Origin of the sequence: Pantoea sp. VS1 (assembly GCF_002207995.1) — a bacterium.
GTDB classification, from domain to species: domain Bacteria; phylum Pseudomonadota; class Gammaproteobacteria; order Enterobacterales; family Enterobacteriaceae; genus Pantoea; species Pantoea dispersa.
The window spans coordinates 1-24,547 of the sequence record NZ_NHZE01000009.1 but is presented as its reverse complement, the minus strand read 5'-3'; the positions used below and the strand labels follow the sequence as shown (position 1 = coordinate 24,547).

Annotated in this window: 22 protein-coding genes; 8 read left to right on the top strand and 14 right to left on the bottom strand. The window is 58.0% G+C overall.

The window, feature by feature from the left end; all coding sequences use genetic code 11:
* From atpF to ravA, 11 genes are all read right to left on the bottom strand, one after another.
* Complete coding sequence (atpF, locus tag CBW22_RS04825) at positions 1-471, bottom strand: F0F1 ATP synthase subunit B (RefSeq protein ID WP_021313757.1); 471 nt, start codon at positions 469-471, stop codon at positions 1-3.
* A 108-nt stretch (positions 472-579) separates the two neighbouring features.
* Positions 580-819, bottom strand: coding sequence for a F0F1 ATP synthase subunit C (gene atpE, locus CBW22_RS04820; protein ID WP_003849523.1), 240 nt, complete (start codon positions 817-819; stop codon positions 580-582).
* 49 nt (positions 820-868) lie between these two features.
* Complete coding sequence (gene atpB / locus CBW22_RS04815; RefSeq protein WP_031279833.1) at positions 869-1,687, bottom strand: F0F1 ATP synthase subunit A; 819 nt, start codon at positions 1,685-1,687, stop codon at positions 869-871.
* Between the two features lie 8 nt (positions 1,688-1,695).
* A complete protein-coding gene (gene atpI / locus CBW22_RS04810) occupies positions 1,696-2,076 on the bottom strand; it encodes a F0F1 ATP synthase subunit I (RefSeq protein ID WP_021508185.1) in 381 nt (126 codons plus the stop codon).
* A gap of 713 nt (positions 2,077-2,789) precedes the next feature.
* Positions 2,790-3,407: a 16S rRNA (guanine(527)-N(7))-methyltransferase RsmG gene (rsmG, locus tag CBW22_RS04805; protein ID WP_021508184.1), complete on the bottom strand. Its 618-nt coding sequence runs from the start codon at positions 3,405-3,407 to the stop codon at positions 2,790-2,792.
* A 48-nt stretch (positions 3,408-3,455) separates the two neighbouring features.
* Positions 3,456-5,345 (bottom strand): tRNA uridine-5-carboxymethylaminomethyl(34) synthesis enzyme MnmG, encoded by a 1,890-nt coding sequence (gene mnmG / locus CBW22_RS04800; RefSeq protein ID WP_088516150.1) that lies wholly within the window; start codon positions 5,343-5,345, stop codon positions 3,456-3,458.
* 441 nt (positions 5,346-5,786) lie between these two features.
* Positions 5,787-6,227, bottom strand: a complete 441-nt coding sequence (gene mioC, locus CBW22_RS04795) for an FMN-binding protein MioC (protein WP_021508182.1) — start codon at positions 6,225-6,227, stop codon at positions 5,787-5,789.
* Positions 6,228-6,381: 154 nt separating this feature from the next.
* Positions 6,382-6,843 (bottom strand): transcriptional regulator AsnC, encoded by a 462-nt coding sequence (gene asnC / locus CBW22_RS04790; RefSeq protein ID WP_007893613.1) that lies wholly within the window; start codon positions 6,841-6,843, stop codon positions 6,382-6,384.
* 105 nt (positions 6,844-6,948) lie between these two features.
* Positions 6,949-9,087, bottom strand: a complete 2,139-nt coding sequence (ovoA, locus tag CBW22_RS04785; RefSeq protein ID WP_088516199.1) for a 5-histidylcysteine sulfoxide synthase — start codon at positions 9,085-9,087, stop codon at positions 6,949-6,951.
* A gap of 71 nt (positions 9,088-9,158) precedes the next feature.
* Positions 9,159-10,619, bottom strand: a complete 1,461-nt coding sequence (viaA, locus tag CBW22_RS04780; RefSeq protein ID WP_088516149.1) for an ATPase RavA stimulator ViaA — start codon at positions 10,617-10,619, stop codon at positions 9,159-9,161.
* Positions 10,616-12,112, bottom strand: coding sequence for an ATPase RavA (gene ravA, locus CBW22_RS04775; protein ID WP_088516148.1), 1,497 nt, complete (start codon positions 12,110-12,112; stop codon positions 10,616-10,618). The genes viaA and ravA overlap by 4 nt, the downstream gene beginning before the upstream one ends.
* A 299-nt stretch (positions 12,113-12,411) precedes the next feature.
* Between ravA and kup the strand changes: the two genes are divergently transcribed.
* Positions 12,412-14,280 (top strand): low affinity potassium transporter Kup, encoded by a 1,869-nt coding sequence (kup, locus tag CBW22_RS04770; RefSeq protein WP_021508177.1) that lies wholly within the window; start codon positions 12,412-12,414, stop codon positions 14,278-14,280.
* 11 nt (positions 14,281-14,291) lie between these two features.
* Here kup and qseC read toward each other — a convergent pair whose 3' ends face one another.
* Both qseC and qseB read right to left on the bottom strand, forming a co-directional pair.
* Positions 14,292-15,623 (bottom strand): quorum sensing histidine kinase QseC, encoded by a 1,332-nt coding sequence (qseC, locus tag CBW22_RS04765; RefSeq protein WP_088516147.1) that lies wholly within the window; start codon positions 15,621-15,623, stop codon positions 14,292-14,294.
* Positions 15,620-16,282 (bottom strand): quorum sensing response regulator transcription factor QseB, encoded by a 663-nt coding sequence (qseB, locus tag CBW22_RS04760; RefSeq protein WP_088516146.1) that lies wholly within the window; start codon positions 16,280-16,282, stop codon positions 15,620-15,622. The genes qseC and qseB overlap by 4 nt, the downstream gene beginning before the upstream one ends.
* A gap of 170 nt (positions 16,283-16,452) precedes the next feature.
* On the opposite strand from qseB, the gene CBW22_RS04755 reads away from it, so the two are divergent.
* From CBW22_RS04755 to rbsR, 7 genes are all read left to right on the top strand, one after another.
* Positions 16,453-16,848, top strand: coding sequence for a YgiW/YdeI family stress tolerance OB fold protein (locus CBW22_RS04755; RefSeq protein ID WP_058758226.1), 396 nt, complete (start codon positions 16,453-16,455; stop codon positions 16,846-16,848).
* A 172-nt stretch (positions 16,849-17,020) separates the two neighbouring features.
* The gene (rbsD, locus tag CBW22_RS04750) at positions 17,021-17,440 is read left to right on the top strand and encodes a D-ribose pyranase (RefSeq protein ID WP_088516145.1); all 420 of its coding nucleotides are present in this window, start codon (positions 17,021-17,023) and stop codon (positions 17,438-17,440) included.
* Between the two features lie 7 nt (positions 17,441-17,447).
* Positions 17,448-18,956: a ribose ABC transporter ATP-binding protein RbsA gene (gene rbsA, locus CBW22_RS04745; protein ID WP_058758228.1), complete on the top strand. Its 1,509-nt coding sequence runs from the start codon at positions 17,448-17,450 to the stop codon at positions 18,954-18,956.
* Positions 18,953-19,924: a ribose ABC transporter permease gene (rbsC, locus tag CBW22_RS04740; RefSeq protein WP_088516144.1), complete on the top strand. Its 972-nt coding sequence runs from the start codon at positions 18,953-18,955 to the stop codon at positions 19,922-19,924. The genes rbsA and rbsC overlap by 4 nt, the downstream gene beginning before the upstream one ends.
* A gap of 27 nt (positions 19,925-19,951) precedes the next feature.
* Positions 19,952-20,827: a ribose ABC transporter substrate-binding protein RbsB gene (gene rbsB / locus CBW22_RS04735; protein ID WP_021508171.1), complete on the top strand. Its 876-nt coding sequence runs from the start codon at positions 19,952-19,954 to the stop codon at positions 20,825-20,827.
* Between the two features lie 64 nt (positions 20,828-20,891).
* Entirely contained in the window at positions 20,892-21,821 is a 930-nt protein-coding gene (rbsK, locus tag CBW22_RS04730; RefSeq protein WP_058770712.1) for a ribokinase, read from the top strand.
* A 4-nt stretch (positions 21,822-21,825) separates the two neighbouring features.
* Positions 21,826-22,818 (top strand): ribose operon transcriptional repressor RbsR, encoded by a 993-nt coding sequence (gene rbsR, locus CBW22_RS04725; protein ID WP_369597187.1) that lies wholly within the window; start codon positions 21,826-21,828, stop codon positions 22,816-22,818.
* On the opposite strand, the gene mdtD is transcribed toward rbsR, so the two are convergent.
* Positions 22,815-24,218, bottom strand: coding sequence for a multidrug transporter subunit MdtD (gene mdtD, locus CBW22_RS04720; RefSeq protein WP_088516143.1), 1,404 nt, complete (start codon positions 24,216-24,218; stop codon positions 22,815-22,817). The two genes, rbsR and mdtD, sit on opposite strands and share 4 nt — an antisense overlap.
* Positions 24,219-24,547 lie beyond the last annotated feature (329 nt).

Sequence of the window (24,547 nt, the reverse complement as noted above, 5' to 3'; positions counted from 1 at the left end):
TTACAGTTCAGCGACCAGTTTATCAACGATGTCGCTGTTAGCAGCTTCATCCACGGAACGTTCGATGATCTTCTCGGCGCCAGCTAAGGCCAGCAGCGCGACTTGCTTACGCAGCTCTTCACGTGCACGTGAGCGCTCGGCTTCGATTTCTGCCTGCGCCTGAGACACGATGCGGTTACGTTCAGTCTCAGCTTCAGTTTTGGCTTCGTCCAGAATCTGGGCACGGCGTTTGTTCGCCTGCTCGATAATGACCTGAGCTTCTTCTTTGGCTTTTTTCAGCTGGTCGGTCGCATTGGCCTGCGCGAGATCCAAATCTTTCTTCGCGCGTTCAGCAGAAGCAAGGCCTTCAGCAATTTCTTTCTGGCGCTTTTCGATGGCAGCCATAATCGGCGGCCATACGTACTTCATGCAGAACGCGACAAACAGGATGAACGCGATGGCCTGGCCGAGGATTGTTGCATTAATGTTCACAGCACAATGCCTCTTATTAAGTTAACTTGCTCTGCCGCTATCAGCGATAAACGGCAGAATCCGTTCCTCATCACACTGCGTGCCATGAGTGAACCACGGCTACAGGCTTTAGGCGACAGCAAACATCACGTAGAGACCCAGACCAACAGCGATCATTGGGATTGCATCCACCAGACCCATTACAACAAAGAACTGCGTACGCAGCAGAGGAATCAGATCCGGCTGACGCGCTGCGCCTTCCAGGAATTTACCTCCGAGGATGCCGATACCGATCGCAGCACCGATTGCCGCCAGACCCATCATCACAGCGGCAGCCATGTACAGCAGATCCATATTCAGGTTTTCCATGACAGTCTCCAGTTTGTTTCAGTTAAAAGCTAAGTTGTTGAGATAAAAATCAATGCTCTTCAGATGCCATCGACAGATAGACAATCGTGAGGACCATGAAAATGAAAGCCTGCAGCGAAATAATCAGGATGTGGAAAATGGCCCATGGCACATTCAGCACCCACTGCGACCACCACGGCAGCAGACCGGCAATCAGGATAAAGATCAGCTCACCCGCATACATGTTGCCGAACAGTCGCAGACCGAGCGAAACCGGTTTAGACAGCAGGCTAACACCTTCAAGAATCAGGTTGATGGGGATGAAGATCGGGTGATTAAAAGGCTGCAGCGTCAGCTCTTTGGCGAAGCCACCTACACCTTTCATTTTGATGCTGTAGAACAGAATCAAAATAAATACGCCCAGCGCCATAGACAGCGTGATGTTCACGTCTGCAGACGGCACGACGCGCAGCGCCGGCAGGCCCAGATAGTGCTCGCCGATAAACGGCAGCAAATCGATAGGCAGCAGATCCATGAAGTTCATCAGGAAGACCCAGACGAAAATCGTCAGAGCCAGCGGGGCGATAACTTTACTCTTACCGTGGTACATGTCGCGGACGTTGCTATCAACAAAGCCAACGACCAGCTCGATAGCCGCCTGCATTTTCCCTGGCACACCGCTGGTGGCGCTTTTCGCCACTTTACGGAACAGCACCAGGAACACCAGTCCCAGTACAACAGAGAAAAACATGGAGTCCAGGTTTAACGTCCAGAACGTTGCTGGCGCGTCGTGTGCATTCACCAGCTCGAAAGTACGCAGGTCCATCTGAAGATGTGTCAGATGATGACCTATGTATTCCTGCGGCGTTGAGATCTCTCCTGCGGCCATGATGCCTCTTACCCTTTGTTGTTAATTACAGCCGGCGCGACGATTTGTACCACCAGCACCGATAACCAGGTGATTGCGAGTGGCCAGAAGACCGCTCCAAATCCACCTAACGCCACAACGAGAAAAACAACGGTGGCAAACACCTTGAGCACTTCACCAAAGGCGAAGCTCCAGGCGACACGCCCTTTTGCCGGAGTTTGATCCTGCAGGCGCCAGGCTAAAAACATAAACAGTACGTTTGGCAGCCAGGCTGCCGCACCACCCGCGATGGCAGAGGCGCCCCAGGTGACATCTTTCAGGGCAAACAGCGCACCGATTACGACAAAGGTCACCAGCTGGATCACCAGCACGGTTCGGGCTAATTTCACACTGTAAAGAGACACTGACATGACGCTTAACTCTCCTGCCCCGAACGGGGTATGTCGCGTGTCGTATAAGACTGCCTTTACTCTTTTGAGTCAAGCAGCAAAAGCCGTGCAAATTATACGGGCCGCACCTGCGATTTCAATCGGTAAGTAGCGAAAAGGTGAACAATTATTTAAATTTCTTTCTGGAGGGCTATTTTTCAAAACATCCGCTTCGGCCAGCCTGGCGAAACAGGCTTGAAATTGCCCGTCAGACTTGCTTTTAAAGCGTGCTTCAGATCACATTATAAGCACCCCCGGCAGCGATAATTTGCTTTTTAACCCCTGCCGCGCAATTAATGAAACCCGTAATTTACTTTTCTATCAGTAAGATAGAATTATTGCTCCAGGATTAGCGCCAGATTTTCGATAAAAACACTCTATTGACATCACCCACCGCAATAAAAACGTAAAACTGATATTACGTCCGCCAATTTATTGCAGGGTTATATTTTCCGCCGTGACTATTCGGCACAGTAAATACAGCGGTTAAAGTGATGTAACTGATAATGAAATGTGAATTATTCGTTAAATGTAACAGAGGTTTTCGGATAATTTCCGCGGCGGATGTTAACCCGCTTCCCCTGCCCTATTGAATAAAAGCGTTTATCGTGACGCGTTCAACCGCTGTTTTTTTAGCCGGCTGCTGCGCTAAGCCAAACGGCATGAATCGCGATAAATCCACACCGTTTGCGCGACTATTGCCGCCTGATCACCACCAGATGACGCTCACCTTCCAGTTCCGGCACCCGCAGTGGCGCAATTTTTTCGATGGCGAAGCCGGCAGGCAGCGCGGCAATTTCGTCATCCGGCCTGACGCCTTTCAGCGCATAAAAGTGGCCTGTCGCCCCCGGCAGATGGTGGCACCAGTTCAGCATGTCTTCGAGCGATGCAAAGGCGCGGCTGATCACCCCGTCAAACGGCGGCTCAGCCGGGAACTCTTCCACCCGGCTCTGAACCGGCGTGACGTTAGTGAGTCCTAACTCATGTTGCACCTGACGCAGGAAACGCACGCGTTTTCCGAGGCTGTCCAGCAGCGTAAAGTGCGCCTGCGGGCGGACAATCGCCAGCGGGATCCCCGGCAGGCCCGGTCCGGTACCGACATCAATAAAGCGCTCACCCTGCAGGTGGGGTTCTACCACGATGCTGTCGAGAATGTGGCGCACCAGCATCTGCTGCGGATCGCGCACCGAGGTCAGGTTGTAGGCTTTATTCCACTTGTGCAGCAGTTCGACATAACCCACCAGCTGCTGTTTTTGCTGATCGGAGAGGGAAATGTTTGCCGCTTGCAGCAGCCGGGAGAGTTTATTAATCACGACGAGAATTCCATTAACAGGGGCGAGCATGCCCGCCCCGGGGGTCAATCAGGCGCTTTTACGCAGCAGGCCCTGTTTTTTCAGGTAAATCAGCAGAATTGAAATCGCCGCCGGCGTGATGCCGGAAATACGCGATGCCTGGCCAATGGAAGTCGGTTTGTGGTCGTTGAGTTTGGCGATCACTTCATTCGACAGTCCATTCACCTGGCGATAGTCGAGGCCGGCCGGAAGTAAGGTGTTTTCATTGCGCTGCTGGCGATCGATCTCCTCCTGCTGACGCGCGATGTAACCTTCATACTTCACCTGAATCTCTACCTGCTCTGCGGCCTGCTCATCCGCCAGCGCCGGACCGTAGCTCGGCAGCGACATCAGCAGTTCGTAGGTCATCTCCGGACGACGCAGCAGATCTTCCGCGCTGGCCTCTTTGGTGAGCGGCGCGCTGATTACCGTGTTCACTTCGCTGACGTTTTCAGACTTCGGATGCACCCACAGGTCACGCAGACGCTGACGCTCCTGCTCAATCGCTTCCAGCTTCTGGTTATAGCGAGCCCAGCGCGCATCATCGACCAGGCCGAGTTCACGTCCGGTTTCGGTCAGGCGCAGATCGGCGTTGTCTTCACGCAGCATCAGACGATACTCGGCACGCGAGGTAAACATGCGATACGGCTCTTTGGTGCCCAGCGTACACAGATCGTCGACCAGCACGCCAAGATAGGCCTGATCGCGACGCGGCGCCCAGCCCTCTTTGTCCGCAGACTGACGCGCAGCGTTAAGGCCGGCCAGCAGTCCCTGCGCTGCCGCTTCTTCATAACCGGTGGTGCCGTTGATCTGGCCGGCGAAGAACAGGCCGTGGATAAATTTACTCTCCAGCGTCGGCTTGAGATCGCGCGGATCGAAGAAGTCATACTCGATGGCGTAGCCCGGACGCACGATCTTCGCGTTCTCCAGACCTTTCATCGAGCGCACGATCTGCATCTGCACATCAAACGGCAGGCTGGTGGAGATACCGTTCGGGTAGATTTCGTTGCTGGTCAGCCCTTCCGGCTCAAGGAAAATCTGATGCGCGTTACGATCGGCAAAGCGCATCACTTTGTCTTCAATCGACGGGCAGTAGCGTGGCCCGATCCCCTCGATGATCCCGGCATACATCGGGCTGCGATCGAGGTTATTGCGGATCACTTCATGTGTCTGCTCGTTGGTGTGGGTGATCCAGCATGGCACCTGCTGCGGATGCTGTCCGGCATGGCCCATAAACGAGAACACCGGCATCGGGTCATCCCCGTGCTGCGGCGTGAGCACTGAAAAGTCGATGGTGCGGGCATCGATACGCGGTGGCGTACCGGTTTTCAGGCGGTTTACGCGCAGCGGCAGCGCACGCAGACGTTTAGCCAGCGGAATCGACGGCGGATCGCCTGCACGGCCACCGCTGTAGTTATCGAGACCGATGTGGATTTTGCCGTCCAGGAAAGTGCCCACCGTCAGAACGACGGTTTTCGCCCGGAACTTCAGGCCCATCTGGGTCACGGCGCCGACAACGCGATCGTTCTCCACAATCAGATCATCAACCGCCTGCTGGAAAATCATCAGGTTCGGCTGGTTTTCCAGCGCAGTGCGTACCGCCTGGCGATACAGTACCCGGTCTGCCTGTGCACGCGTAGCACGCACCGCCGGGCCTTTGCTGGCGTTTAGTATCCTAAACTGAATACCGGCCTGATCGATCGCGCCGGCCATCAAACCGCCTAAGGCATCCACTTCCTTAACCAGGTGTCCTTTCCCGATGCCACCGATCGCCGGGTTACAGGACATTTGTCCCAGCGTATCAATATTATGGGTGAGTAACAGGGTTTGCTGACCCATTCGGGCAGCGGCCATCGCGGCTTCTGTGCCCGCATGACCACCACCGATTACGATGACGTCAAAAGGATCTGGATAAAACATGAAGTGGGTCCTCGTTAGTGTTCGGACAGGGATCGTTGCCCTGGGCGGTGGATTCTACTGAAATTCTGTTCAGGGCGAAAGTCGCGGGATCCTGCGGTTTAAAAGAAAGGATCTTAAGTCTTTTATATGATCTCTCTGTTAGATCTCTTATTAGGATCGCCCCTGGCTGTTGATAACCCGGAAAAGCGTTGTGGCAACAGGGGATTAGTGAGGATCGTTTACTGTGAATGATCGGTGATCCTGATCCGTATAAGCTGAGATCAACTTTGCTACTTATGCACAGCGTAAAAAAGCATCAGCGGTTGTTCTTTGGATAACTACTGGTTATACGCATGAAATAACGGATCTTATCCACAGAGCGACGCAGGTAAAAGGCGATAAAACAGCGGAATCAACTGGGGATCGACACAAATACCCGATCCCCGACCAGCAAAGATCGTCTTAAATCTGCGGGTGCCAGCTGGCAACCCACACTTCCGCCGGATCTTCCGGAATCTCATGTTCCAGCACGTCGATCTCCAGCCGATCGCCAATACGTTTGGCGCCCAGCTGCGTTAACGTCGTCTCCAGCAGTTTGATCGCACCGCAGAACAGATCGTATTCATGATTACCGATACCCACTGCGCCAAAGCGTACGCCTGACAGATCCGGCTGGCTCTCCTGCAGCGCTTCATAAAACGGCAGCAGGTTGTCCGGCAGTTCGCCGGCACCGTGCGTTGAACTGACAATCAGCCAGACGCCCTCCTGCGGCACCTCATCCAGCTCGGGTCCGTGCAGCAGTTCGGTTGAAAAGCCCGCTTCCTGCAGTTTCTCTTCCAGATGTTCAGCGACATATTCGGCGCTGCCAAGGGTACTGCCACTGATTAAGGTAATATCGGCCATGATGCTCTCCCGCACTAAAGGCGAGCATTGTACGCTGTGATCAAGCGGTGATCCACCTGTGGAAAACAGGGTTAATCGCCGATAGCATCAGGCGACAAGGCGCATCACAAAAGCGATCCGCCTGGGATAAGGTTATGCACAGCGGGGAAGCCGATCACGGCTTGATGGTGCGCATGATCGGGTTTTGCAGGGAGATCAGCGTTTCGGTGGACTGGATTTCATCAATGGTCTGGATCTTGTTGATCAGCACCTGCTGCAGCGCGTCAATGGAGCGGCACATCACTTTAATAAAAATGCTGTAGTGGCCGGTGGTGTACCAGGCTTCCACCACTTCGTCCAGCGCTTCCAGCTTGCTGAGCGCGGCCGGATAGTCGCGCGCGCTTTTCAAAATGATGCCGATAAAACAGCAGACATCAAATCCGAGCTGCCGTGGATCGATCTCCACGCGCGTACCCAGAATAATCCCCGCCTGACGCATCTTCTCGACGCGCACGTGAATCGTGCCGGGGCTGACGTTGAACTGCTTGGCGAGTTCGGCGTACGCGGTGCGCGCGTTTTGCAGCAGCGCATTTAAAATGCCGCGGTCGAGATTATCCAGTTGCAGGTGTTCCGCCATCATCCATCCTCATTAGGTTCTTCTTCTCTGAACAGGGAGAATGTGCAGCAAATTAGCGGGACAGGCAAGGCGCAGACAGCGGAGCTGCCGCTGTCTGCACGCTTTTTAGCGCTTACGCCACAGCGTCAGCTGGGCCTGTGTGTGCTGGAACTTACGTGCGGTTTCGCGAATCACAAACGGCACGTCCTGCGGCGGCGCAACCTCCTCAAAGGCATCGCGCAGCAGTCGTTGCAGCGCCTGCCAGGTGGTGAGCGCTTCACCGTTTTCACGGAAACCGCCCAGCCAGTTCTCCTTCGGCGTGAACTCTTCCAGCCAGGTGTAAGGTGAGGAGATAGCCAGCAAACCGCCGGAGCGGATCATCGGCGTGATGTCCTGCAGGAAGCGCTTCGGCTGGCGCAGGCGATCGATCAGGTTAGAGGCCAGTACCAGATCGTAGCCATCGGGCTGCGGTTTCAGGTTACAGGCATCGCCCTGCACAAACTGAATGCGCTGCGCCAGGGTCTCATCGAAACCAAACTCTTTTAGCCGCACCTGGCGATACTCCACCAGCTCTCCCTCTTCCGGCACCACGTAACGGAAATCCTCACCCGAGGTCAGCTGCAGCGCCACGTCGATAAAGCGCGCCGAGTAATCCATGCCGGTGACCGCAGCAAAATGGCGCGCCAGTTCAAAGCTGGCACGGCCGGTGGCGCAGCCGATATCCAGCGCGTGGCCGCGCTGTGCGCAGTGCGGCAGCACGATATCGACCAGCGCCGCCGCGTAGTTCGGCACACCGTAATAGCCGGGGCCGTACTGGAAGTCGAGGTACTGCGACACCATGCTGTCGGTTTCATACGGATTCAGCGCCATGCTCTCCTGATGCGAGGAAACCACGTAGCGGAAACCGGCATGCTGGAAGAAGTGGCGCCGGAAGGCGTAGCGTGAGGATTTCAGCGCTTCGTTGCCGGTGGAGATCCAGCTGCCGCCTTTGATCAGCGCATGTTTGCCGTCAAAGGTGGGCGTGGAGAAATCGTCATACAGCGGATGTACCCTGAAGCCTTCAAAGCCGTTGGTCGGCGTGGTGGTCCACTGCCAGACGTTACCGACGATGTCGAAGAAGTCACCCTGGGCAAAGTGGTCTACCGGACAGGAAGAGGCCCAGCGGGCAAGATTGATGTTGCCCGGCGCGTCGATCCAGTCCGGCTGATCGCCGGCAACCTGCTCGCGCAGCTGCATCCACTCGGCTTCGCATGGCAGCTGGATCGCTTTGCCACTCTCTTCTGCCAGCCAGCGGCAGAATGCCGCCGCTTCCAGCTGATTCACTTCGGCGGGCCAGTCCCACGGCATCGCCACTTCTTCGGTCATCAGGCGCAGCCGGAGATCGTCAGGTTGCGCGATGTCACCGACCCAGAAAGTCGGCATCTGCGCCTGGGCAAATTCGCGCCAGCCCCAGCCTTCGTCATCCCACCAGCGGCGTTCGTTGTAGCCGTTAGCAGCAATAAAATGAAAGAACTCGGCGTTGCTCACCAGCATTTTGCTGGCTTTGAACGGTTTCAGCTCCGTTGAAAGGCTGCCGTATTCGTTGTCCCAGCCGTAGGTGTCATCGGTTTTACCCTGCGTGACGCGCCCGCCAGGCATCGCCACCAATGTATTGGCCGGTACCGAGGCACGATTGTGGCGCGCCTGCGGACACGCCGGCCAGTGCGGCTGCGGTTTTACCCACTCAAGCGGCAGCTGGCGGATCAGCACGCTGGAGGTTTCAAGGTGAATTCGCTCATGCTCAATGCCCATCAGAATCACCCACGCCGGGCTGTCCCAGTCAATCGGCAGCTCCAGCGGCATGGTGCGGATGAATTCACTTACCACGGTTTTCACTTTGCCGCGGTAGTCGCGCACCTCGGCCACGTCCGGCCAGCTGTAATGGCTGTCGTCGAGATCGTCCCAGCTCATCTCATCCACGCCGATCGCCATCATCGCCTCGATGCGATCGTTAATGCGCTGCTGCAGATAACCGCCCGCCATCAGCTTATTAATGTAGAAAGTAGCGGTATGGCCAAAGTAGAAGATCAGCGGATGGCGCAGGGTGATGGCTTTATTAAAGTACGCGCGCTCATCGGCGAGGCAGTCGAACAGGCTTTCATACAGCTCCCAGGTCTGGGTGAAATAGGCCAGCAGTTCGGCGCGTTTGGCGTCGCTGCTGCTGCCGGAAAGCCGGACGGTGCGGGTGGGCGCAGGCAATTGATCGTGAAGATGAGCGGTTGTCACAGTGAACTCCGTAAGCTGATTAAACACAGCGGGTAATTCACTATAGCAAATTAGCATTTCTGCCTGATGAATTAGCGTTTCCAGCGGCGCAGCAGGCGGCTTTTCAGGCCGGTATCGAAGCGCCAGATGTGATCGAAAATGCGCAGAATGCCGGGTTTGCCGTGCGCCGACATCGCCACGGCGTGGAAGCGTTGCTGGTGGTGACGCTGGCGCTGTTTAATGGTGCTGACGATGTCGTCCGGCAGACGCTGGGCGATAAAATCGGAAACGATCACCGCATCGGCTTCCTGCCACTGACTGCCCTCCATACGCGTGACCACCGCAGACAGGCAGGCGGCCAGATCGGTGCCGCCGCGAAAACGCTGGCTGAGAAAACGGATTGCCTGCTCAATGCCGTTATCCGCGGTCAGCTCGTAGCCAATCACTTCGTGAGCAAACAGCATGATGTAGCAGCGCCGCCTGTCGGCCAGCGCCACCTTCAGCAGCGCCAGACAAAACGCTTTGGCGCAGCGTTCATTGAAACCGCCCATCGAACCAGAGGTATCCACGCAGACGATGAACGGGCCGCGCGGCTGCGCTTCGTGCTGCTGATGGCTGGCCGGGCGCAGCGTCACTTTCTCATGCCAGGCATCGCCCTGTAACCGGTAGGTCAGCAGGCGTTTCTCCACCAGCCGGCGATAAAACTCCAGCTCCAGTTCGCTGATGCTCAGCGCCGCCAGCTCCGGCGGCAACAGACGCAGCACATCGTCGCTCTGATGGATGCCGCTGACCTCTTCCGGCACGTTGTCCGGCTCGCGCACCAGCTGATGAAACGCTTCCAGCGGCGCATCCTGTGACGGTACCGATTTCGCTTCGCGGCTGCGTCCCAGCTGCTGCGCCAGTTTCATCAGTTCCGGCTGCTGGGCGAGGAAATCGCCGTACTGCACAATCAACTCATAGTCGCCATGCTGCAGCGGTGCCTTGCTCAGATCCCACAAGCGTCCGGCGGCGGCTTCGTCGTCATCGGTCAGAATCGGCGCCAGCTGGCCGCTGATGGCCATGCGCTGCTGCAGCTCGGCCATCAGGCGTTCCCGCTGCTCTTCCAGCAGGGTTTCGTTCAGCGTCAGGGTTTGCAGCGTCAGGCTCAGGCGCCAGCGCTGCAGGAACAGCGTGTGCTGCGCATTGCTCAGCTGGGCGCTGTCGGTATGCAGCAGCAGTTTGCTGGCTTCTTCGATAAACGGGGACGGCAGCGCTTTCAGCTGCGTCATGATGGCAGGCAGTTGCTCACTGAAGGCGTGGCTGCTAAGCAGCTGCATCTGCTGGAACAGCTGAAATTCGCGTGCCAGCGCGTCCGGCACCGGCGTGGTTTTCATCTGGGCGGCAATCTCGGCGCGCCAGCGCGGCAGCTCGCCCATCATCGCCTGTTTCAGGCGCGGAAATTTTTCAAAGAACAGCGCCAGCTGTGGCGAGGCCAGCAGTGCCACGATCAGCTCTTCGATCAGCTCGGTTTCGCCAATCGACAACAGCGTGCTGAGCATCTCCAGCGAGATCATTTTCTCGCCTGTTTCAGCTGTTCCGCCACATCCTGCAGGCTGGTTTCGACGCGTGCCAGCCAGTCGTCGCTGATAAACAGGCAGCGCTGATGCTGGCTAAACAGCGTGCGCTGCGCGCGCAGCTGGGCCTCCAGCGCGTCGTACTCTTCAATGATTTCCTGCGGCACGTCGCTGCTGCTGGCGGCACCCGGCAGCGTCAGGCGCGTGGACTGCAGGCTGACGTCGCGCAGCGTCAGACAGTGGTGCGCATCCACCAGCAGGTCGAGCGCCTGGCCAAAGCCGATGCCGTTGAGCTTGCCGCGGATCTCGCCTGCTTTCAGCAGCCACTGATTGAGCGCATCGCGTGCCACCACCACGTGCGTGACCTGCATGTCGTGCAGCGTCAGCGGCTGCTGCAGCATCAGAGTCAGCTGTTCGTCCGTGATCGAGGCCGGTAATTCATAGTGCGGTTTGCGGCTGAACATGCCGCTGTGCTTCTCCAGCGTCAGCGCCTGCGCCACGCTCTGCTGCTGTTGCAGCGCCAGCCGGCGCGCTTTGATCTGCTGCAGCGTGTGCAGCATCGCCTGCTGCTGCCACGCGTGCTGCGTCATCAGCGCATCGATTTCACGATCCAGCAGCTGCATCGACGCCACGTCGTGCCACAGGCAATCTTTCAGCAGGATCAGATCAAGCGGGGCAATCGCCACGCGGCCGCTGTAAAACGCGCTGGCCTGCAGCAGATGGATGGCTTTTTTCCAGCGGCGATCGGAGATATACGGCGCCTCTGGCAGGTTCTCCAGCTGCTGGCGCAGCTGATAGATCAGTTCAAACACATGATCGGGCAGGCTGACCTGGCTGATGCCTTTCTGCCACTGCTGATACTCTTCATCGCTGATGCACAGCGATTCCGCCACCGGGTTAGCGTTTTCATCCTGCTGGTGGGTCAGCATGCTGCGGAAGTTCTGTTTTTCATGCACATTGTCGAGCCACAGCCGGATCAGCATACGGTCGTACAGCGCTTCCAGACCGCTGTCGGCCTCCGGCAGTTCGTTGGAGGCGGTGACCAGCAGACGCATCGGGATCGGCTCTTCGCTGTCGCCGTTGCGGAAGCGACGTTCGTTGATGGCGGTGAGCAGCGTATTGAGAATCGCCGGACCGGCTTTCCAGATCTCATCCAGAAAGACAATTTCGGCATCCGGCAGATAGCCTTTGGTCAGACGCTGATAGCGTCCTTCATCTTTCAGCGCCTGGATCGACAGTGGTCCAAACACCTCTTCAGGCGTGGAAAAACGGGTCATCAGGTATTCAAAGGCACGGGCGTGCTGGAAGGCGTATTTCAGGCGGCGGGCAATCAGGCTCTTGGCGATGCCCGGTGGCCCAAGCAGAAACACGCTTTCGCCGCTCAGCGCTGCCAGCAGGCAGAGACGAATGGCATGATGCCGTTCATACAGCCCTTTCTCCAGGGCATTGCTGAGGCGAGAAATTCTTTCTGCCAAAAGATGGGGTTGAGCCATAATCACATCATTGTCCTTCTGATCCTGGTGCCGTCATATTCTGGCGAGCGCAATACTCTACTGTTTATCATGCGTGAAAGCGTTGATAGCCGTCAGCTTTTTTGTTTCAGAAGGTTGAGGTGAGGCAAATCGCGGGTTTTCAGCGCATTTCGCGCCGATTTTCGGCGAAAAAACGCTGCACAGACGGCGTAATGCCAGACGGTAAAAGTAGGTTTTTTCGGGAATATGTGCATACTGTGCGCTTTTTGATGATCTGAGCGCCGGGCTGAGGCCTGCGCGGCTCCAACAAAAGACAACTTATGAGCTCGGATAAGAAACAGTCCCTTGGCGCAGTCACTCTGGCGGCGATCGGCGTGGTGTATGGCGATATCGGCACCAGCCCGCTCTATACCCTGCGCGAGTGTCTCTCTGGTCAGTTCGGCTTTGGCGTGGAACGCGAGGCGGTGTTTGGCTTTCTGTCGCTGATCTTCTGGCTGCTGATTCTGGTGGTTTCGCTTAAATACATCAGTTATGTGATGCGCGCCGACAACGCCGGTGAAGGCGGGATCCTGACGCTGATGTCACTGGCGGGCCGCAATACCGGCGCACGCGCCACGGCGATTCTGGTGATTATGGGGCTGATTGGCGGCAGCTTCTTCTACGGGGAAGTGGTGATCACACCGGCAGTATCCGTGCTTTCGGCCATCGAAGGGCTGGAGATCGCCGCGCCGAGCCTCGATAGCTACATTGTGCCGCTGGCGATTGCGGTACTGACGCTGCTGTTTGTGATTCAGAAACACGGCACCGGCATTGTCGGTAAGCTGTTTGCGCCGGTGATGCTGCTGTGGTTCATCATTCTGGCGGTGCTGGGTGCGCGCAGTATCATCAATAATCCTGAGGTGCTGCACGCCATGAACCCGTACTGGGCGCTGCACTTCTTTATTCAGTACAAAACGGTATCGTTCTTCGCGCTGGGCGCGGTGGTGCTGGCGATCACCGGCGTTGAAGCGCTGTATGCCGATATGGGCCACTTTGGTAAGTTTCCGATTCGCCTGGCATGGTTTGTGGTGGTGCTGCCGTCGCTGGTGCTCAACTATTTCGGCCAGGGTGCGCTGCTACTGGAGCATCCGGAGGCCATCAAAAACCCGTTCTTCCTGCTGGCGCCGGACTGGGCGCTGATTCCGATGCTGATTCTCGCGACGCTGGCCACGGTGATCGCCTCGCAGGCGGTGATCTCCGGCGTATTCTCGCTGACGCGCCAGGCGGTGCGTCTTGGCTATCTGCCGCCGATGCGCATCGTGCACACGTCCGAAGAGGAATCCGGCCAGATTTATATTCCGGTGATCAACTGGCTGCTCTATTTCTCTGTGGTGATTGTGATCGTCGGCTTTGAGCACTCCAGTAATCTGGCGGCCGCCTACGGGATTGCGGTGACCGGTACCATGGTGCTGACCGCCATTCTGTGTTCAACGGTGGCGATTCAGAACTGGCACTGGAATCGCTACCTGGTGGTGCTGATTCTCATCGCGATGCTGTGCATCGACGTTTCGCTGTTCTCCGCTAACCTGGTCAAAGTGTTCTCCGGCGGCTGGCTGCCGCTGACGCTGGCGCTGATGATGTTTATCGTGATGACCACGTGGAAGAGCGAGCGCTTCCGCCTGTTGCGTCGTATGCATGAGCATGGCAATTCGCTGGAGGCGATGATCGCCTCGCTGGAGAAGTCGCCGCCGGTGCGCGTGCCGGGCACGGCGGTCTACATGTCGCGGGCGCTCAATGTCATCCCCTTTGCCATGCTGCATAACCTGAAGCACAACAAGGTGCTGCACGAGCGCGTGGTGCTGCTGACGCTGCGTACCGAAGATGCGCCTTATGTGCACAACGTGCGTCGCGTGACCATTGAGCAGCTGTCGCCCACCTTCTGGCGCGTGGTGGCAAGCTACGGCTGGCGTGAAACGCCGAACGTCGAGGAGATTTTCCACCGCTGCGGTCTCGAAGGGCTTAACTGCCGTATGATGGAAACCTCGTTCTTTATGTCACACGAGTCGCTGATTATCGGCAAACGCCCGTGGTATCTGCGTCTGCGCGGCAAGCTGTTCCTTGCGCTGCAGCGCAACGCCCTGCGCGCGCCGGATCAGTTTGAAATTCCGCCTAACCGGGTAATCGAGCTCGGTACTCAGGTCGAAATCTGACGCATCGCGCGTCACCAACTGAGGGTGACGCGCAGCCCCTGCGGCTGCACCGCGCTGAAGGTCAGCCGGATGCCGTGCAGCTGAGCCACATTTTTCACAATCGACAAGCCAAGCCCGCTGCCGGTTTGCGCCTGCCCCGGCGGTCGCCAGAAGCGTTCGCCCAGCCGCGCCAGCTGCTCTGCGCTGACGCCCGGTCCGTTATCCGCGATCTCCAGCCTGCGCGCGCTGAGCTGCAGCTGAATCTCACTGCCGGACGGCGTGTAGCGCAGCGCGTTATCCAGCAGATTGCGCAGCAGTAAACCCAGCAGCAGTGGATGACCGTTCATCACCGGTTCCGCGTCAGCCGTCAGCGTCAGCCTGGTGTGCTGCGCTGTCGCCTGTACCTGATGTTCGGTCACCAGCTGGTGCAGCAACGGCGCGAGGGGGACCGGCTGAAATTCGCTGCGCAGATCGTCTGCTTCGACGCGCGACAGCGTCAGCAGCTGATCGACCAGCCGCGTGGCGCGCAGGATGCCGCTGTCGAGCTGCTGCAGCGCATGGTTACGCATCGCCTCGTCATCGCCGGCCAGCTGAATCACCTCACTCTGCACGCGCAGCGCCGCCAGCGGGCTGCGCAGCTCGTGCGCCGCATCGGAGGTAAACCGTCGCTCGCGCTGGACCAGCTGTGCCATGCGGGCAAACAGGCCATTAAGCGCCGCTACCAGCGGCTTCACCTCCAGCGGCAGGCGCTGCGGCGTCAACGGGGTTGCATCATCCGGCGCGCGCTGCTGCAGCGATGCAGTCAGGCGTTTCAGCGGACGCAGCTCAAACCACATCAGCGCCAGCAGCAACAGCAGCATCAGCGGCATGGCTACCAGCCACGGCAGCAGACTGCTCAGTGCCAGATCGCGCGTCATATCATCACGATATTCCCACTCCTGTCCGACCACCACGCGCCACTGCTTATCGGCTGACGTCAGCCACAGCAGCCGCCAGCGATCGTCATCGCCACGCAGGCGACCATCGTGGAAGCCGTCACGATCCGCTGTAAACAGCAAATCGCGGCCGTTTTCGCCGTCGTTCAGCAGCGGTTTGCCGTCGGCGCTGAACAGCGCAAAGGCCAGCGCGTCGTCATCCTGATCGCCGCGATGGTGGCGCAAAATCGCTTTGGTTTTTGGCAGCGAGGCGGCCTGCAGACGGCTGGCATCCAGCGCCAGCAGGCGTTTGGCGAACAGCATCTGCTGGGTATCAAACAGTTCATTAACGGTGTCGCGCGTCTGCTGCCATGCGCTAAAGGTGGCACTGGCACCACACAGAATAATAAACAGCAGAGAGCCGATGGCCAGCCGCAGGAACAGACTCATTCTGCCGCTCCCAGCGTGTAGCCAATACCGTGCACGGTGCGGATGAACTGACTGCCGAGCTTTTTACGCAGATGGTGGATGTGCACTTCGACTGCATTACTGGAGACGTCGTCGTCCCAGCTGTACAGCTTCTCCTCAAGCTGCGCGCGCGTCAGTACGCGACCGGGATTGCGCAGGAACAGCTCCAGCAGCGCCAGCTCACGGCTTTTCAGGCTGAGCGGTTCGCCATCCAACGTCACGCTGTGGCTGCCGGGAGCCATCACCAGCCTGCCGTGACGCAGCTCCGGCTGCAGCTGACCGTGACGGCGACGAATCAGCGCCTGCAGACGCGCGGCCACCTCCGTCAGCGCAAACGGCTTACACAGATAATCATCGGCACCGAGTTGCAGGCCCTGCACGCGCTGGTCCAGCGCATCGCGTGCGGTGAGGATCAGCACCGGGACATCCGCGCCCTGCTCACGCCACTGGCGCAGGATGTCCAGCCCGTCACGTTGCGGCAGCGACAGATCCAGCACCACGGCATCCCATGGCGCCGCGTTGAGCGCCTGAAATCCGGCTTCGCCGCTGACAAACCAGTCGACGCTGAAACCCAGTTTGGTCAGGCCGACCTTCAGGCCATCGCCAATCAGCGTATCGTCTTCAATTAATAAAATGCGCATGCGTTTCTCCCGGTTACCTGGGGGGTTATACGAAGCAGATGCGCGCTTGTACAGCGTCATTCGCCCGTTTTAGCTTATTTTTCCCCTCTTTTTTTCCCTTAAGATCCTGTTAAGAACCCTGTGGTGAAATAGCTCCCGTAATCCGCACAGACATGGAAATGAGGTGAAAAATGAAAAAGAGTGCAGCGCTGTTCGCCATTATCGCCCTGGCGGCAACCCCGGTGTTAGCCGCCCAGCAGGGTGGCTTTGTCGACCCGAACGCGCCAGCCGCTCAGGCTAAAGCCGGCGGTTTTAAGGCCGATAACAGCAGTGTGGTGACGGTCAAGCAGGCCGAAGAGATGAAGGATGACAGCTGGATCACCGTGCGCGGCCAGCTTGATAAGCAGATCGGCGATGAAGATTATCTGTTCCGCGACAGCAGCGGCAGCATGAAAGTGGAGATCGACCACAAACGCTGGAACGGCCAGACCATTACGCCGAAGGATCAGGTCGAGCTGACCGGCGAGCTGGATAAGGATTTCAATTCGATTGAACTGGACGTTAAACAGGTGCGTAAACTGCCGTAACCTCCCCTGCGGAGCCACGTCGCGGGCTCCGCCATCCCGCCAAACTCAAATTTTCCCCGGCGCAAGCGAAACGTTTCGATGGCGATCACATTTCCGTGATGCCGTCATTGAGTTGCCATGTACATTTAATACACTGCCAGACAGCGAAACGTTTCGCTGTGGAGTGGAATAAATGAAAAAAGGTCGCCTGTTAAACGCTGAAGTCTCTCATGTGATTGCCCGCCTCGGGCATACCGATACGCTGACGATTGCCGATGCGGGCTTGCCGATCCCGGCCGGTCCACAGCGCATCGATCTGGCGCTGACGCCCGGTACGCCCGATTTTTTACAGGTGGTGGAGGTCATCACGGAGGAGATGCAGGTTGAGAGCGCCCTGATAGCGGAAGAGATCCAACAACACAATCCGCAACTCCACAGCCAGCTGATCGCCGTGCTCGAAGCCTTGCAACAGCACCAGGGGAATGTGATTAGCGTTCGTTACACCAGCCATGAACAGTTCAAACAACACACTCAGCGCAGTCAGGCGGTCATTCGCAGCGGAGAGTGCTCTCCGTATGCGAATGTCATCCTGAGCGCGGGCGTCACTTTCTGAGGCCGCTATGCAACCGTTATTGCAACTCAGGGGAATTGAAAAATCATTTCCCGGCGTGAAGGCGCTCAACGGCGCGTCGCTGGCGGTCTATCCCGGGCGCGTGATGGCGCTGGTCGGAGAAAACGGCGCGGGCAAATCCACCATGATGAAGGTGCTGACTGGCATCTACAGCATGGACGCCGGTTCGCTGCACTGGCTGGGCAAAGAAGTGACGTTCTCCGGGCCGAAAGCGTCTCAGGAAGCCGGCATCGGCATCATCCATCAGGAGCTGAACCTGATCCCGCAGCTGACCGTCGCGGAAAATATTTTCCTCGGCCGTGAATTCGTTAACCGCTTTGGCCGCATCGACTGGAAACAGATGTATGCCGCGGCGGATGCGCTGTTAAAGCGCCTCAATCTGCGCTTCAGCAGCCACAAGCTGGTGGGCGATCTGTCGATTGGCGACCAGCAAATGGTGGAGATCGCCAAAGTGCTCAGCTTCGAGTCGCAGGTCATCATTATGGATGAACCGACCGATGCGCTGACCGATACCGAAACCCTGTCGCTGTTCCGCGTCATCAATGAGCTGAAAGCGCAGGGCTGCGGCATTGTTTATATCTCCCACCGCATGAAAGAGATCTTTGAGATTTGCGACGATGTCACCGTGTTCCGCGACGGCCAGTTTATTGCCGAGCGCGCGGTGGGCGATCTCAGCGAAGAGGGCCTGATCGAAATGATGGTTGGCCGCAAGCTTGAGGATCAGTATCCGCATCTCGATCAGACACCGGGCGAGGTGCGGCTGCGGGTCGAGCACGTTAGCGGACCGGGCGTAGAAGATGTCAGCTTTACCCTGCGTAAGGGCGAGATTCTGGGCATCTCCGGTCTGATGGGCGCGGGCCGCACCGAATTAATGAAGGTGCTGTACGGCGCGCTGCCGCGTACGCACGGCAAAGTGACGCTTAACGGCCGCGAGATTGTCACCCGCTCGCCGCAGGACGGCCTGGCCAACGGCATCGTCTATATCTCGGAAGACCGTAAGCGTGACGGGCTGGTGCTCGGGATGTCGGTCAAAGAGAACATGTCGCTGACCGCGCTGCGCTACTTCAGCCGCGCCGATGGCGGCCTGAAGCACGCCGAAGAGCAGCTGGCGGTGGGCGATTTTATCCGCCTGTTCAATGTGAAAACGCCGTCAATGATGCAGCCGATCGGTCTGCTGTCCGGCGGTAATCAGCAAAAAGTGGCGATTGCGCGTGGCCTGATGACGCGCCCGGATGTGCTGATCCTCGACGAGCCGACGCGCGGCGTCGATGTCGGGGCGAAAAAAGAGATCTATCAGTTAATTAACCAGTTTAAAGCCGAAGGGCTGAGCATCATCCTGGTGTCGTCGGAAATGCCGGAAGTGCTGGGCATGAGCGACCGCATTCTGGTGATGCATGAAGGCCATCTGAGTGGCGAATTTTCCCGTGAGCAGGCTACCCAGGAATCCCTGATGGCAGCGGCGGTCGGTAAGCAACACAGCGAGGAGTTAGTTGTATGAGTATCCAAACCTTACCTGCCAGCCGTCGCTGGTTCAGCAAAGCCTGGCTGCTGGAGCAGAAATCGCTGATCGCGCTGATTGTGCTGATCGCCGTGGTCGCCAGCCAGAGCCCGAACTTCTTCACGCTGCCCAACATGTTCAACATCCTGCAGCAGACGTCGGTCAACGCCATCATGGCGGTGGGCATGACGCTGGTGATTCTGACCTCAGGTATCGACCTTTCGGTCGGCTCGCTGCTGGCGCTGACCGGCGCGGTAGCGGCATCGATTGTCGGGCTGGAAGTTAATGCGCTGGTGGCCGTGGCGGCATCGCTGGCGCTCGGTGCCTTTATTGGTGCCATTACCGGTGTGATTGTGGCGCGCGGCAAGGTGCAGGCGTTTATCGCTACGCTGGTGATGATGCTGCTGCTGCGCGGCGTCACCATGGTTTACACCAACGGCAGTCCGATCAACACCGGCTTCAGCGATAACGCCGATCTGTTTGGCTGGTTCGGCATTGGTCGCCCGCTGGGCATTCCGACACCGGTATGGCTGATGGCGGTAGTATTCGCGCTGGCGTGGTACATGCTGCATCACACCCGCCTCGGCCGCTATATCTATGCGCTGGGCGGTAACGAGGCGGCCACGCGCCTGTCCGGCATCAACGTTAACCGCGTTAAAGTCATCGTCTATTCGCTGTGCGGCCTGCTGGCGGCGCTGGCGGGCACCATCGAAGTGGCGCGTCTCTCTTCCGCGCAGCCGACGGCGGGCACCGGTTATGAACTGGATGCGATTGCTGCAGTAGTGCTGGGCGGGACCAGCCTCGCGGGCGGTAAAGGGCGCATTATGGGCACGCTGATTGGTGCGCTGATTCTCGGCTTCCTCAATAACGGCCTCAACCTGATGGGCGTATCGTCTTACTACCAGATGATTGTCAAAGCCGTCGTCATTCTGCTGGCGGTGCTGGTGGATAACAAAAGCAGTAAGTAACTCTGACCTTCACACAGGATTAAAGAAATGAAAAAGTTAACTGCATTGGCCGTCATCCTTGGCGCCACCCTCAGTGCTGGCGCGATGGCTAAGGATACGATTGCGCTGGTGGTCTCAACCCTGAATAACCCGTTCTTTGTGTCGCTGAAAGATGGCGCACAGAAAGAAGCCGATAAGCTGGGCTATAACCTGGTGGTGCTCGACTCACAGAACAACCCGGCAAAAGAGCTGGCAAACGTGCAGGATCTCACCGTGCGCGGCACCAAACTGCTGCTGATCAACCCAACGGATTCTGACGCGGTCGGTAACGCCGTGAAAATGGCTAACCAGGCAAACATCCCGGTGATTACGCTGGACCGTATGGCGGCGCAGGGTAAAGTTGTCAGCCACGTGGCGTCTGATAACCGCTTCGGCGGCAAAATGGCCGGCGATTTCATCGCGAAGAAACTGGGCGACGGTGCGAAAATCATCGAGCTGCAGGGCATTGCCGGCACTTCCGCTGCCCGCGAGCGTGGTGAAGGCTTTAAGCAGGCCGCCGATGCGCACAAATTCAACGTGCTGGCCAGCCAGCCGGCCGATTTTGATCGTACTAAAGGCCTGAACGTGATGCAGAACCTGCTGCAGGCGCATCCGGATGTGCAGGCAGTCTTTGCCCAGAACGACGAAATGGCGCTGGGCGCGCTGCGTGCGCTGCAGACCGCAGGCAAAACCGACGTGCTGGTGGTGGGCTTTGACGGCACCGCGGACGGCGTGAAGGCGGTAGAATCCGGTAAACTCAGCGCGACCGTTGCACAGATGCCAGACAAGATTGGTATGATTGGCGTCGATACCGCAGATAAAGTTCTGAAGGGCGAAAAAGTGCAGGCGATCAACCCGGTTGACCTGAAACTGGTTACTAAATAAAACCCAAAGAAAAGCATGGCAACGCGCCACCCTCGCGGTGGCGCAACTTCCTGGATAACTCCCTATGAGCAAAAGCGCAAAACTGGCGGTACTCGGCAGCATCAACGCCGACCACATCCTCAACCTCGCCCATTTTCCCCGTCCGGGTGAAACGGTGATCGGGAAACAGTATCAGGTTGCCTTTGGCGGTAAAGGGGCCAACCAGGCCGTCGCGGCTGGCCGGGCCGGCGCTGACATTGCTTTTATTGCCTGCGTGGGTGCAGATGACATCGGCGAACGTATTCGCCAGCAGCTGCAGCAGGACCAGATTGATACCGCTCCGGTGGAAACCGTGGCGCAGGAAGCCACCGGCGTGGCGATGATCTTCGTGAATGGCGAAGGCGAAAATAACATTGGCATCTACTCAGGCGCGAACGCGGCGCTGACGCCAGCCTGTGTGGAGCGCCACCAGCAGGTGATTCGTTCGGCCGATGCGCTGCTGATGCAGCTGGAGTCGCCGCTGGACAGCGTGCTGGCCGCGGCCCGCATCGCGCGCGCCAGTCACACTCAGGTGATCCTCAATCCGGCACCGGCGACCCAGCTCTCTGATGAGCTGCTGGCGCTGATCGACATTATTACGCCGAATGAAACCGAAGCGGAAATCCTCACCGGCATCGCCGTCAATGATGACGACGACGCGGCGCGGGCAGCCCAGGCGCTGCACGCCAAAGGCATCGATACCGTATTGATTACGCTGGGCCGGCGCGGCGTATGGCTCAGCGAGCAGGGCCAGGGACAGCGTATTCCCGGCTTCAGCGTGCAGGCGGTGGATACCATCGCTGCCGGTGATACCTTCAACGGGGCCTTCATTACCGCGCGGCTGGAAGGCGTGGCGATGCAGGATGCGGTTCGTTTTGCCCATGCGGCGGCAGCCATTGCCGTGACGCGCCCGGGCGCACAGCCCTCAGTGCCATGGCGCACTGAGATTGACGCATTCCTGCAGCAACAGGGTTAAGCGCTTGGCTACCATGAAAGATGTCGCCCGTCTGGCGGGCGTCTCCACCTCCACCGTTTCGCACGTTATCAACAACAACCGTTTTGTTAGTGAACAGGTGCGCGACAGAGTGGAACAGGCGATTCGCGAATTAAACTACGCGCCGTCGGCGCTGGCGCGCAGCCTGAAGATCAAGCAAACGCGCACCATTGGCATGTTACTGACCGCCAGCAGCAACCCGTTCTACTCGGAAGTGGTGCGCGGTGTAGAGAACAGCTGCTATGAACGCGGCTACAGCCTGATTCTGTGCAATACCGAAGGCGATGAAGAGCGCATGAATCGCAGCCTTGAAACGCTGATGCAGAAGCGCGTGGATGGCCTGCTGATGATGTGCACGGAAACCCATCTGCCCTCCGCCGACATCCTTAATCGCTATCCTTCGGTGCCGATGGTGATGATGGACTGGGCGCCATTTGAAGGGCGCGGCGATATTATTCAGGACAATGCGCTGCTGGGCGGCGAACTGGCCACGCAGTATCTGATTGACCGCGGTTACACCCGTATCGCCTGTATTGCCGGGCCGCTGGATAAAACCCCGGCGCGCCTGCGTCTGGACGGTTTTCATCAGGCGATGGCCGCCAGTGGGCTGGCGGTGCCGCCGGGCTATGTGGTGGACGGCGATTTCGAGTTTCAGGGCGGTTTTAACGCCATGAATCAGCTGCTGGCGCTCGATCCGCCACCGCAGGCGGTGTTTACCAGCAACGATGCGATGGCGGTAGGCGTCTATCACGCCCTGTATCAGGCGGGACTGCGCGTGCCGCAGGATATGGCGGTGATGGGCTATGACAACATTGAGCTGGCGCGCTATCTGACGCCGCCGCTCAGTACCATTCATCAGCCGAAAGATGAGCTGGGCGAGCTGGCCATTGATACGCTGATTCATCGTATGAGCGATCCCGACGCCAGCCAGCAAACGCTGGTGCTGACGCCGGAGCTGGTGGAGCGCGGTTCGGTTTAACTGCTTTTACGCGTTTTCTCGCGGTTGGCGATCAGGTTACGGCCATCCCCCGGCCGTAACATCAGAAACGCCAGCGCCGACAGCACGGTAATCACACCCATGGTAAAGAAGGTGGCGTGGAACTGCTGCACCGTGGTGCTCTCAAAATCCTGGTAAAAGCGCAGCACGGCGGCGCTGACCGCCACGCCAAAACTGATCGACACCTGCTGCGTTACCGCCAGCACGCTATTGCCGCCGCTGGCGTTCTCATCATTCAAATCCGCCAGTGTGATGGTATTCATGGCGGTAAACTGGGTCGACATCGCCATGCCCAGTACAAACAGCGCCACCAGCAGCATGATGATGCTTCCGTCCGGCGACTGCAGCGCGAAGCTGGCGACCAGCACGCCGATGATAACCGTAATGCCCACCAGCGTTTTACGATAGCCAAAGCGGCGCAGCACCTGAGTCACGGTGGATTTAGCCAGCAGCGAGCCAATCGCCGTGGGGCCCATCATGCAGCCGGCGATGATCGCCGGATAGCCAAATCCTACCTGTAACATCAGCGGCATCAGGAACGGAATACAGCCAGTACCGAGACGCGCGGCAATACTACCGATAATCCCGACGGAGAACGTGCGTGTCTTAAACATCGGCAGACTAATCAGCGGAGCCGGATGGCGGCGCGCATGCATAATATAGAGCAGCAGCAATATCACGCCGCTGACCAGCACCAGCACCGCCTGCCACGGCGATACGATACGCTCGCCAAACAGCTCGATGCCGATGGAGATCAGCACCAGGCCAAAACCAAACAGCATAAAGCCGCCGAAATCGAAGCGGCGTTTTGGCGTGGTGAAGTCCGGCATATATTTGCGCGCATAGAAGATGCCGGCGATGCCGATAGGAATATTAATCAGGAAGATCCAGTGCCAGCTGGCGTAGGTGACCAGCAGACCGCCGAGCATAGGGCCAAGAATCGGTCCGACCAGGCCGGGCATGGTGACAAAGTTGAGTACCGGCAGCAGTTCGCTGCGCGGATAGGCGCGCAGCAGCGCCAGACGCGCTACCGGCATCATCATTGCTCCGCCAACGCCTTGCACCACGCGCGAAACCACCAGCATGCTCAGCGATCCGGACAGCGCACAGGCCAGTGAGCCAAGCGTGAACAGGGAAACCGCCACAATAAATACCTTACGCGTGCCAAAGCGATCGGCCAGCCAGCCGCTGACCGGAATCAACATCGCGACCGTGAGCGTATAACTGATGACGGCGGACTGCATGGCGAGTGGGGAACGTTCAAGGCTGGTGGCAATGGCGGGAAGCGCGGTATTCAGGATGGTGGCGTCGAGAGCCTGCATAAAAAACGCCATGGCGGCGATCCAGGGCAGGCCGGCCATACTGCGCGCGGAGCGAATCATTGAAAATCCTTCTTGAAGAAAATCGGTCAGCAAAGAGCGTAAGTTAAACAGGATAGCATCGGTCGCTGCGACGATGGCGCTGATTTGTGCCGCCGGGAGAGCTGATTTGCCTGATTATTGGCCGGGAAATGTCTGTTTTTACCGCGTTCGTATAAAAAAGTAGCTTTCGGTCAATTTTTTTCAGGAAATGCTTGTCACTTCAGATTAACTCCCTATAATGCGCCACCACTGAGACGGCAAAGCGGCAACGCAGGCGGCTCAGCAGGGCGTGAAGCGATTCACCCCGCCGGAGAAAAACGCTGAAAAAAGTGTTTGACTCTGAAGGAGGA